Here is an 11205-nt window from a genome sequence, read left to right as displayed (position 1 = left end):
GCGAGCCGCTCGTGCGCGGTCTCGGTGAGCGGCTTCTCCGGCGGGTAGAGGAAGTAGGCGTAGGCCCGCTCCCGCGAGCGACCGACGCGGCCTCGCAGCTGGTGGAGCTGGGAGAGGCCGAGGGTGTCGGCGCGCTCGATGATCATCGTGTTGGCGTTGGACACATCGAGGCCCGACTCGACGATCGTGGTGCAGACGAGCACGTCGAACCGCTTCTCCCAGAAGTCGAGCATCACCTGCTCGAGCTGGTGCTCCCCCATCTGGCCGTGCGCGGTCGCGACCCGGGCCTCGGGGACCAGCTCCTTGATGCGCGCCGCGGCCTTCTCGATCGAGCTCACCCGGTTGTGGATGTAGAACACCTGGCCCTCGCGCAGCAGCTCGCGGCGTACGGCGGCGACGATCTGCCGGTCCTCGTAGGCCCCGACGTAGGTGAGCACGGGGTGCCGCTCCTCGGGCGGGGTGGTGATCGTCGACATCTCACGGATGCCGGTGATCGCCATCTCGAGCGTCCGCGGGATCGGCGTCGCCGACATCGAGAGCACGTCGACGGAGGTGCGCAGCCGCTTCATCTGCTCCTTGTGCTCGACCCCGAAGCGCTGCTCCTCGTCGACGATGATCAGGCCCAGGTCCTTGAACCGGGTGTCGGGGTTGAGCAGCCGGTGGGTGCCCACCACGATGTCGATCGAGCCCTCGGCCATGCCGGCCAGCACCTCGCGGGCCTCGGCGTCGGTCTGGAAGCGCGACAGCGGCTTGAGCACCACCGGGAAGCCGCTCATCCGCTCGGCGAACGTGCTCAGGTGCTGGGTCACGAGCAGGGTCGTCGGCACCAGGACGGCGACCTGCTTGCCGTCCTGGACGGCCTTGAACGCCGCGCGGACGGCGATCTCGGTCTTGCCGTAGCCGACGTCGCCGCACACCAGGCGGTCCATCGGGACCGTGCGCATCATGTCGCCCTTGACCTCGTCGACCGTGGTCAGCTGGTCGGGGGTCTCCTGGAACGGGAAGGCGTCCTCGAGCTCGCGCTGCCACGGGGTGTCGGGGCCGAACGCGTAGCCCTGCGTGGCCTGGCGAGCGGCGTAGAGCTTGATCAGCTCAGCCGCGATCTCGCGGACCGCCTTGCGCGCCTTGTTCTTCCGCTTGGTCCAGTCGGCGCCGCCCAGCCGGTCCAGCGAGGGCTGCTCGCCGCCCACGTAGCGCGTGACCTGGTCGAGGGCGTCGGCCGGGACGTAGAGCCGGTCCGGCGGACCACCGCGCTTGGAGGCGCCGTACTCGAGCACGAGGTACTCGCGGACCGCGCCGCCCACCTCGCGCTGCTTCATCTCCACGAAGCGGCCCACACCGTGCTGCTCGTGGACGACGTAGTCACCGGCGTTGAGCTCGAGCGGGTCGATCTGCCGCTTGCGGCGGGCCGGCATCTTGCGCATGTCGCGCGTCGACGCCTTCTGGCCCGACAGGTCCTCGCCGGTCAGGATCACCAGGCGGTTGGCCTCGTCGACGAACCCGTGGTCGATCGCGCCGCAGGTGATCGTGACGACGCTGTCGGTCAGGTCGGCGGCCACTCCGATGTCGTCGACGACCCGCGCGGGCACGTCGTGCTCGGAGAGCACCTCGGCCATGCGCTGGGCCGGACCGTGACCGGTGTGCAGCACCACGACCCGGTGGCCGGCACGCCGCCAGCCGTCGATGTCGGCGACCGCGCGCTCCATCTCCCCGCGGTAGGCGTCGACCGCCGTCGCGCCGATCGAGCGCGACGCGACCGCGCCGGCGATCACGTCGACGTCCGGGGTCTCGACAGGCTCGACCAGCGGATCGGAGTCGATGCCGAACGGGCTCACCGTCCACCACGGCTTGCTCTGCGCGAGGGCGTGCTCGCGCACGTCGGCGATCGTGCGGTACGACGCGGCGCCCATGCCGTCCATGAGCAGGTCGATCGGCGCGGTGCCGCCTCCGGCGGCCGCGGCCCAGCTCGCGCCGAGGAACTCCTCGCTGGTGGCGACCAGGTCGTGGGCTCGGCTGCGCGCCCGCTCGGGGTCGAGCACGAGGACGTGGGTGTCGGCGGGCATCAGGTCGACGAGCAGCTCCATCTCGTCGACGAGCACCGGCGCCAACGACTCCATGCCCTCGACGGCGATGCCGGCGGCGATCTTGTCGGTGAGCTCGAGCAGCTGTGGGTGCGCCCGGCCGAGCTCGGCCGCGCGGGCCCGCACCTCCTCGGTCAGCAACAGCTCGCGGCACGGCGGTGCCCACAGCCGCTCGACCTTCTCGAGCGTGCGCTGGTCGGCGACCGCGAACGTGCGGATCTCCTCGACGTCGTCGCCCCAGAACTCCACGCGCAGCGGGTGCTCCTCGGTCGGCGGGAAGACGTCGACGATGCCGCCGCGCACGGCGAACTCGCCGCGCTTCTCCACCAGGTCGACGCGCGAGTAGGCCGCGCCCGCCAGTCGGCGTACGACGTCCTCGAGCGGTGCCGTGTCACCGGGCTGGAGCTCGACGGGCTCGAGGTCGCCGAGACCCTTGACCTGCGGCTGCAGCAGTGAACGGACCGGCGCCACGACGACCTTCAACGGGCCGTTGCTGACGTCGGTGCCCGGGTGGCTGAGCCGGCGCAGGACGGCCAGCCGCTTGCCGACCGTGTCGCTGCGCGGGCTGAGCCGCTCGTGCGGGAGCGTCTCCCAGCTCGGGTAGTAGGCCACCAGCGTCGGGTCGACGAGGTCGCCGAGCGCCTCGACGAGGTCCTCGGCCTCGCGGGCGGTCGCCGTCACGGCCAGCACCGAGCGACCCTCGCGGACCAGGCCGGCGACCACGAACGGCCGCAGCGAGGCAGGACCGGTGAGGTCGAGGGCGGGTACGGCGCCCCCGCGGGCGTCGGCCATCGCCGCGGCGAGCGTGGGGTCGGCGAGGACGGCCTCGGCCAGGCCGGAGAGGTGCACAGGGTCTCCAGAGGTGGGGCGGACAGCACGAGAGCCCCCGGTCGGCGAGCGACAGGGGGTGACTGCAGTCTACGGCCGGCGCCAGCCCGCACGAGGCCCGTGGCCAGGGCAAAGCCATCCCACCTCGCGTACTACATACATATGTATGTAGTACGCGACGTCACCACTTCCCGGCACCGATCACCTGTGGAGAGCGCCTCGACCAGCCTCGCCGGACGGGCATCCTCGGGACATGCCCTCGCCGTTCCTGCGCCCCGACTCAGTCGCGTTCGGTCACATGCTGACCGACGCTGCGGTCGGGATCCTCTCCGAGGCGGGAGCGACGGCCTTCAGCTCACGAGCGCTGGCGGCCACGCTGGGGATCACCCCGTCGGCCTTGTCACAGCGAGCCGGCAGGACCGAGGTCCTTCGCGTGGTCTTCGTGTTCTTCGCCGATCGGTGGGAGGCCTGGACGCACGACCTCGGCCCGTCAGCGGTGCCTGCGCGACTGCCGGAGACGGAGGACGAGGTCCTCGGCGTCCGGGCTTGGCACGCCCTCGACGAGCTCGCCCGTGGAGAGCTGGCTCAGGGGAACGACGTCCCGGCGGCGGTCCTCGCTCTGGCTCGGGAACGCGAGAGCGAGCTGGTCGCGAGGCGACTCACCGGGCTTCTCGGGGCTCGCCCTGCCGACGCGGACCTGGCCGTCGTGATGGCGCTCGTCGGCGGGCTGAGGCGCGAGGTCACCACCACTCCCGAACCGTCGATCTCGACCGCGATGGCGACGGAGCTGTTGACAGGCCACGTCGCGAGCCTGGCCGCCCGGCTCCCTCAGTCCGTGCGCTCTCAGTCCGTGCGCTCTCAGTCCGTGCGCTCGGCGTAGGCGGAGGCGGCGGCGTACACCGCGTCGACGTAGGACTGGGCGTGGTTGTAGGAGAACACCGCGTCCGCCCAACCCTGGCCGGTCTCGAGATCGTGGCCGTCGGCGCACAGGTAGCGGGCCGCCGCGTAGGCGGCATCGTCGATGTCGTTGGGGTCGGCGGTGCCGTCGCCGTCGCCGTCGGTGCCCCAGGTCTCCCAGGTCGACGGGATGAACTGCAGCGGCCCGACCGCGTGGTCCCAGCGCGGGTCGCCGTGCCACGAGCTGCTCTGCGGCGTCGCGGGGATCGCGGCGAACTCGCCCCGGCCGTTCAGGGCCGGGCCGAGGATCGGGCTCGACGAGCGGCCGTCGTCGCCGAGAGTGCGACCGCCGATGGTGCCGTGCTGGGACTCGACCCAGCCGATCCCGGCGAGCGTGGTCCAGCCGACGTCGCAGCCGTCGGGCTCCGCGAGCTGCGCGTTCGCGTAGGCCCGGACGGCCGGGCCGGGGATGCCGGCCCTCGCCGCCGTCTCCGCCACCCACTGCGGGTCGACGCGGGTCGGCGCCGACGGCGCACCGGGCTGCCGGGCCATCCGGGTGTCGGGTCGGGGTGCCTCGACGTACGCCGACGAGCGGGTGATCGGCAGCTCCGGGCGCGCGAGCACGGTCTGGGACGCGAGGTAGCCGAGGCCGGTGACGAGCAGCAGGGCGACGGCGAACGACGCGATGAGGCGAGCTGGGGTCATGCAGGTGTCATCCCAGGGCTGTCATCCGAAGCGCCCGTGCACGTAGTCGCTCGTGCGCGGGTCCTGCGGGCTCTGGAACATGGCACCAGTATCCCCGTGCTCCACGATGACGCCGGGGGTGCCCTGGGAGGCGAGGAAGAACGCGCACGTGTCCGAGACCCGCGCCGCCTGCTGCATGTTGTGGGTGACGATCACGATCGTGACCTCCTGCGCGAGCTCGCGCATGGTCTCCTCGATCACCCGGGTGGACGTCGGGTCGAGTGCGGAGCACGGCTCGTCCATCAGCAGCACGCGCGGCTTGATCGCGAGCGAGCGCGCGATGCACAGGCGCTGCTGCTGGCCACCCGAGAGGCCACCGCCGGGAGCGTCGAGGCGGTCCTTGACCTCCTCCCAGAGCCCACCCTTGCGCAGGCAGGACTCCACGAGCTCGTCCTTGGCCGAGCGCGACGCCTTGGTGCCGGTGAGCTTGAGCCCGGCCAGCACGTTCTCGCGGATCGACATCGCCGGGAACGGGTTGGGCTTCTGGAAGACCATCCCGATCGCGCGGCGCGCGTCGATCAGCCGCTTGGCCGGGTCGTAGATGTCCTCGCCGTCGAGCAGCACCTCACCGGCCAGCTGGGCCGAGGGCACGAGCTCGTGCATGCGGTTGAGGATGCGCAGGAACGTCGACTTGCCGCAGCCCGACGGGCCGATGAGCGCGGTGATGCCACCGGCCGGCATCGTCAGCGAGACCCGGTCGAGGACCTTGTGGTTGCCGAACCACGCGGTGATCTCGCGCGCTTCGATCTCGGCCAGGGGCCGAGGCGGCGTGACCGCCGGGAGGAGGGTCGTCTCGTCGGCTGCAGTCGTCATGGTGCGTTCCTTCGTTGGTCGAGCTTGTCGAGACCCGAGCCGTGCCGGCCCGCCCGGGAGGGTGCGAGCCGGCACGGCTGCATCACGGTGATGCGGGGGTGGGGCCGAGCGTCACTTCTGCTTGATCGTGAAGGACTTGCTCGCGCCGGCCACGTCGGCGTTGCCGCTGTAGACCGCCTTGAGCTTGTTCTTGCCCTTCGCGAGCTTCAGCGTGAACGTCGCCTTGCCGCTCTTGAGCGGGGCGCTCTTGAGCGTCTTGCTGCCGAGCACGATCTTCACGGTGCCGGTCGCGGTCGCGCCGTCGGCGACGACCGTGATGGTGCCCTTGGCCTTCGCGCCCGCTGCGACCATGGCGGGGAAGGACTCGGAGACCGTGGCGGAGGTCTTCACCGACACGGTGTCGGTGCCCTCGGAGGACTCGAACTTCGACTCGGCCGGGGTGAAGACCGCCCGGTAGGTGTGCTCACCGACGGAGACGCCGCTCAGGGTGGCGGTCGCCGCACCCGACACGAGCGGGACGTCGTTCGCGACCTGGGTGGCGCCCTCGAAGAAGTCGACGGTGCCGGAGGGCGAGGTCGACGCGACGACAGTGGCGACCAGCTTCACGGCCTTGGCCCGGGGGCTGCTGGCCTGGAGCGTCGTCGAGGTGGTGACCTGCTCGTTGATGGCGAAGTTGGTCGTCGCCGACTGGGTGGCCTGGCCGCAGACGCCACCGTTGGCCGGGGTGGCCAGCTGCTGGAAGCCGGCGGCCTCGATCAGCGGGCGGACCTCGGTGGAGCAGAGGGCGCCGTCGACGCCGAAGGCGCCCTGGATGAGCGGGTTCGCGAGGTCGGTGCCGCGGACCACGTTGTAGAGCGCGCGGTTCGCGCTGAAGCCCTGCTCGAGTCGGAGCGTGGTGCCGAGGAGCCCGGCACGGCCCTTCGAGAACGGCGCGATCGCGTCGGCGTCGCCCTTGATCTTGGCGTCGTCGTGCTCCTGGACCTCGGTCACGCTGGCGCCGAGGGTCACCGCGACGCCGCCGTTCATGCGCTGCAGCTGCGAGGTGAAGAAGGAGCGGGTGCCCGAACCGGCCTGCGGGATCATCGGCTTGATGACACCCGCGGTGCCGCCGACCTCGGACCAGTTCTTGATGTCGCCCTTGTAGATGCCGACGATCTGGGCCTCGGTGAGGCTCGCGGGGGCGTGGGACGGCACGTTGTTCGACACCGCCATCACGAGCGTGTCGAGAGCGAACGGGAAGGACTGCAGACCCGCCTGGGTCTCCGCCGTGCTCTGCGCCGAGGAGGACCGGGCGAAGTCGATGTCGGTGTTGTTGCCGGCGCCGTAGAGCAGCGCCTTGCCCGCCCCCGAGCCGTTCGGACGGGCGATCGCCTTGGTGGGCAGGGCGATGTCACCGCCGCCGGTGGCGGCGTACGTCGCGAGCTTGACCGGGGCCCGGCCGCTCGCGTTCCAGGCGTCCGCGAACAGCTTGAGCGCGTGCTGGCTGGTGTCGGAGCCGACCCCGATCAGGTCGGCGGTGGTCGGGGTGAACGTCGTGTCGTCGGGGTCGACAGCCGCGGAGGCCGCGCCCGCCGTGAGAGCGACGACCGAGGCCGTCAGCGTCGCAGCGAGGGCGCCCGCGAGGGTCTTGCGTACCAACATCCTGATTCGCTTCCTGTGATGGGTGATGCGTTTTCGGGTGTTCTCTTCGTGTCGCACCGAGGTCGCCCCGAGGCGGTCGGAGGGGTCAGATCAGGTTGGGCAGCAGCCGCATCACCACATCCGTGGACGCCCAGGACAGTGCGATCGCGAGGGGGCTGGCGACCACCCACACGAGCACCGTCGACCATCGCTGACGTGCGGCGACGACCCCGAGGGTCAGCGCCAGGAGCAGGGCCAGGCACAGGGCGAGGAGCGGGAGTGCCCCCTCGTCCGCGGCCATCGCCTTCTCCGAATCGGGAACCACCGCGGGTCGGCCGGGTGGTGCGGGGAAGCCCTTCGCGGCGTCGGCGTCGACGTAGACGACCGACTCCGGCGCGATCGCTCCCAGGCGTCCGCTCCCCTCGGCGGTCACCAGGGTCAGCCGCGCCGCCCCGTCGGCCACGGGCTGCGGCAGCGGGTCACCGGCGCGGCGGACGCCGAGGACCGTGAACGTCGTGGAGCCCTGCGCGCCGACGACGTCGATCTCCTCACCGGCGTGCAGGTCGGGCAGGTCGGCGAAGGGTGCGCCGTACGACGCGGCCCGGCCGTAGACCACCGAGGTGCCCACCTGACCGGGGAGCACCGTGTCGCGGCGGTGCCCGGGGCCGGCGAGGAGGTCGCCCGAGGCTGTGCCCTCGACGACGACCTGCTCGACGCCCAGGGACGGGATCGTCAGCAGGGCCACCGGGTCACCGACGGGGACGACCGGGCCCAGCGGCGGCGCCTCGTCGGGCGGACCGGCGAGCACGTAGCGCAGCTCGTCGTAGAGCAGGTCCTGGGCCCGGTGCTGGGAGAGACCCCCGAGGAGGAGCAGCTGCGCGGCCATCCAGAGGCAGACGATCGCGATCATCGTGAACGAGGTCGACAGCACCGAGGACGCGACATCGGCGGTGGTCTCGGACGCAAGCGCACGGGAAACAGGCGCACGGGAAACAGGCGCACGGGGAGCTGGCGGCCGGGCGGACCGACGGGACACCGACGGCAGGCGGAGGCGGTCTCGGCGGGGTCGCTGACCACGGGGTTGCTGACCACGGGGTTGCCGACCACGGCGGCCGCGCCGCGCGCGGCGCTCCCGCGAGGGCCCCTCGAGGGTCACGGTCATCGCCGCCTCCGCATCACCGGCGCGCCGATGCGCAGCGCCGTCGCGGCGACGCAGCCGATGGCGCCCAGCAGGATCAGCAGGGGCAGCAACCCACCGGCGAGGTTCGAGCCGACAGGCTCGGTGGCCGGCATCTCCAGCGCCGTCGGGGGCACGGACGGCACCGCCGAGGGCTCGGACGCGGTCGACGGCGTGTCGTCACCGGGCACGGCCGGCGGTGGGGCGACTCCCCCGCCGTTGCCGCCCGGGCCGTCGCCGATGCCCGGACCGTCGGTTCCGCCGGAGCCATCGGAGCCACCGGGGCCCCGCTGGGCCTCGATCGCCGCGGCCGTCTCCTGTGCAGCGGCGAAGAACTTGGCGGTGACGCCCTTCTTCTCGATCGGCAGGAAGCCCCCGGGCAGCTCGCCGTTGCCGCTGCCGCGCTCCTGCCCCTCGGTCGTGGCGATCCGGATGAACTGCGCCACCTTGGCGGCGTCGTCCTCGGCGAGGTTCTGCAGTCGGGCAGCCGTGTAGACGACCATGGTGCCCGGGTAGGCCGTGGCCGAGCGGCGCACGACGGCCTGGTCGAGGAGGAACGGGTGGCGCTTCTTCTCCTGCTTCATCAGCGCGACCGCCGCGGCGAGGGACGCGTTGTCGGGCGCGACGAACCTGCCGGGCTTGGTCTGGAGAGCCGCCGAGCGCAGACCGAAGCGGTCCGCGTCGCCGAGGCTGACGATGCCGAGCATGAAGCGGGACCCGAAGCTCTGCCGGTCGATACGACCGAGCTTGTAGAGCCCGGAGCCGGTGTCGAAGTCACACCGGGTCTGGACGTTCGGCCAGGCGTCGAGGAGCGCCTCCGCGATCTTGCGGAGCGTGGTCACCGGCGCGGCGAGCTGGTTGAAGTAGACCGCCGGGTTCTTCTGCCGGCAGTCGCTCGACGTCTCGGGTACGTAGGTGTCGAGCAGCGGGATGCTCGACCGCGGCATGTCGAGGTTCTTGTACTTCGGGTTGACCACCATCCCCCACGGGTCCCTCTTGCCGTGGATGAAGGCCATCGCTTCCTTGTCGTGCGCGATGTAGTCGGTCAGCTGCTCGATCACGTCGGAGGAGTTCGACAGCGAGAGCACCGTCGCCCCGACCTCCTGGGTGGTCTGGCTCAACCCAGGGTTGAGCTCGATGAACTCCGGGTCGTTCATGATGGCCAGCGGGTTGTCCCCGATGCCCGGGTGACCACGACCGAGGTCGGATCCCAGGTAGGACTGGGTGATCAGCTTCGCCAGCAGCCGCGCGTTGAGCCGTAGGTCGGTGTACTCACCGGCGTTGTCCGGCTTGTCGATCTGGTAGCCGATCGAGAAGCCGGTGACCGCGGTCGGGGCGTACCCGACCGGGTCGGACCCGCGCTGCTCGTGCTCGGAGGAGACCTCGGCGGCCGCGCCGCCGCCGTTCTCCATGAGGTTCCAGCCGGCCTCGTCGGACATCTGGTTGAGCTGGAACTTGAAGCGCTGCTTGTTCAAGCAGTACGCCGGCGCCCACTGGAGTGCCGCCTGAGCGAGCAGCTCGGAGCCGTAGAACCCGGTCGGCGGGCGGGGGTCGAGCACGTCGCACGTGTCGGGTGGCAGACCGAACGTGATCGGGATCGAGAAGCGGTTCTTCCAGTTGGACGCCGCCCACCACAGCGCGGGCGAGACCGCCTGGTCGACACCTTCGTTGGCGAAGTTGCTCGACCCCGCCGGGAAGCGGCCGCCCTTGCGGCATGCCTGGTCGGCGAGCGTCATCGGGCTGGACGGCTGGTCGCACGAGAGCCCGGCGATCGGGATCACCACGATCGAGCAGGCGACCCGGTCACTGCAGCCGAGCGACTCGTTCTCGACGTCGCTCCGAACCTCGAACTGCACCGCCCCCGTGCCGTCGGTGTCGGTGAACGCCGCGATCTCGGCGGGTGGGAACGCCGCGCCGACGGCAGCCTCCGGCGGCATGTGTCCGGCGTCGCAGGCCTCGAAGGTCCGGCCCTGGGCGGTGACGAACGGCGTCAGCCGGGTGAAGTACGGCGCGATGTCCGCGGTCGGGCACTCCTCCGCGGTCGGGAACGGGTCGAGTCCGCCGACCCGCGCCTTGTCGGCGGCGTCGGCCTCGAGGTCGTGGGTCCAGGTCGCCTCGTTGTCGGACCGCGTGACCTGAGAGCGCTGGGCGACCGAGGCCGTCCAGCACGTCGCCGGCGACAGCTGCTTCTTCGCCGGCAACGACGGGTCGTCGAGACCCCGGCACTGCAGGATCACGACCGGGTACTCCTGGTTGAGACCGTTCTCGCCGTACGGGTTGCTCGCCCGTCCGCCGCTGGGCTGCGCGCCCTTCCAACGGATGAGGATCCGCTGGCGGCCGCGCAGGTTCGTGGTCTCGTCCGCCGTCACCGTCACGGTGTGGCTCGGGAACGAGTAGGTCGACCCATCCGCCTGGACGAACCGACGAGTCAGCGTCTTGGTCTGGCTGAAGCCGCCCTTCGCCTGCCGCTCCGGGTGCGGCGCAGCCCGCTGGTCGAGCCTGTCGAGATCCCCGGGCTGAGCGCCAGCGGCGGCAGGCACCGCAAGCCCGGCGACCAGCAGGACGAGGGCGATGGCGCGCCTCATGGCCGTCCCCCGACCTTCGTGCCGCCGCGACGACGCAGCGCGGCGACGAAGAAGCCGGGCAGCAGGACCAGCGCCAGCAGCTCGAGCACCGCGAGCCAGCCGAACGTGGTCCGGTCGACGCTGCGGTCGGCGACCAGCTCGGTGGGGCTGGCGAAGGCCGCTTCGCCACCGGACGCGGTCACGGTGTCACCACCGGCGACCGGCAGACCGGTGTCGGGATCGACCTGCACCGGAGCGTCGTCGGGCCCCGCGACGCCCCCCGGACCGGCGGCACCGTCGCCGCCCGCGGCGCCGCCACCTCCGCCGCCGTTCCCGCTGCCGCCGTCCGTGCTCGGCTCACCGGTGCCCGTGTCCGTGCCACACGGGCCTTCGCCCACCTTGTCGCACGCCGCCGGCTGAGGCGCTCGCTCGGCCAGCAGGTTGCGGCTGAGGTTCTTGCCGTCGAAGGTCGGGTTGTTGC

7 protein-coding genes and 1 pseudogene are annotated in these 11205 nt (G+C 71.7%); 1 reads left to right on the top strand and 7 read right to left on the bottom strand.

Annotated elements, in window-relative coordinates; translation table 11 throughout:
• On the bottom strand, positions 1-2873 hold a 2873-nt coding region (mfd, locus tag Q0L15_RS19125), incomplete at its 3' end, for a transcription-repair coupling factor (RefSeq protein WP_296606138.1).
• Between the two features lie 289 nt (positions 2874-3162).
• Between mfd and Q0L15_RS19120 the strand changes: the two genes are divergently transcribed.
• The gene (locus tag Q0L15_RS19120) at positions 3163-3789 is read left to right on the top strand and encodes a hypothetical protein (RefSeq protein ID WP_296606117.1); all 627 of its coding nucleotides are present in this window, start codon (positions 3163-3165) and stop codon (positions 3787-3789) included.
• Here the strand turns inward: Q0L15_RS19120 and Q0L15_RS19115 are convergent.
• The 6 genes and pseudogenes from Q0L15_RS19115 to Q0L15_RS19090 form a co-directional block, all read right to left on the bottom strand.
• Entirely contained in the window at positions 3768-4511 is a 744-nt protein-coding gene (locus tag Q0L15_RS19115) for a lytic murein transglycosylase (protein ID WP_296606116.1), read from the bottom strand. The genes Q0L15_RS19120 and Q0L15_RS19115 overlap by 22 nt on opposite strands.
• Positions 4512-4532: 21 nt before the next feature.
• Entirely contained in the window at positions 4533-5363 is an 831-nt protein-coding gene (locus Q0L15_RS19110) for a phosphate ABC transporter ATP-binding protein (RefSeq protein WP_296606115.1), read from the bottom strand.
• Between the two features lie 111 nt (positions 5364-5474).
• On the bottom strand, positions 5475-7004 hold the full coding sequence (locus Q0L15_RS19105) for an Ig-like domain repeat protein (protein ID WP_296606113.1): 1530 nt from the start codon (positions 7002-7004) through the stop codon (positions 5475-5477).
• Between the two features lie 85 nt (positions 7005-7089).
• The gene (locus Q0L15_RS19100; RefSeq protein ID WP_296606111.1) at positions 7090-7914 is read right to left on the bottom strand and encodes a sortase; all 825 of its coding nucleotides are present in this window, start codon (positions 7912-7914) and stop codon (positions 7090-7092) included.
• 227 nt (positions 7915-8141) lie between these two features.
• Positions 8142-10745 carry a hypothetical protein gene (locus Q0L15_RS19095; protein WP_296606110.1) on the bottom strand — a complete coding sequence of 868 codons (2604 nt, stop codon included), beginning with the start codon at positions 10743-10745 and terminating at the stop codon, positions 8142-8144.
• A pseudogene (locus Q0L15_RS19090) lies at positions 10742-11205 on the bottom strand (phosphate ABC transporter substrate-binding protein); the annotation flags it as partial. The pseudogene Q0L15_RS19090 and the gene Q0L15_RS19095, both read right to left, overlap by 4 nt.

It is taken from the genome of Nocardioides sp., from assembly GCF_024509035.1.
Classification (GTDB): domain Bacteria; phylum Actinomycetota; class Actinomycetes; order Propionibacteriales; family Nocardioidaceae; genus Nocardioides.
This window is presented reverse-complemented; position numbering and strand designations above follow the sequence as displayed.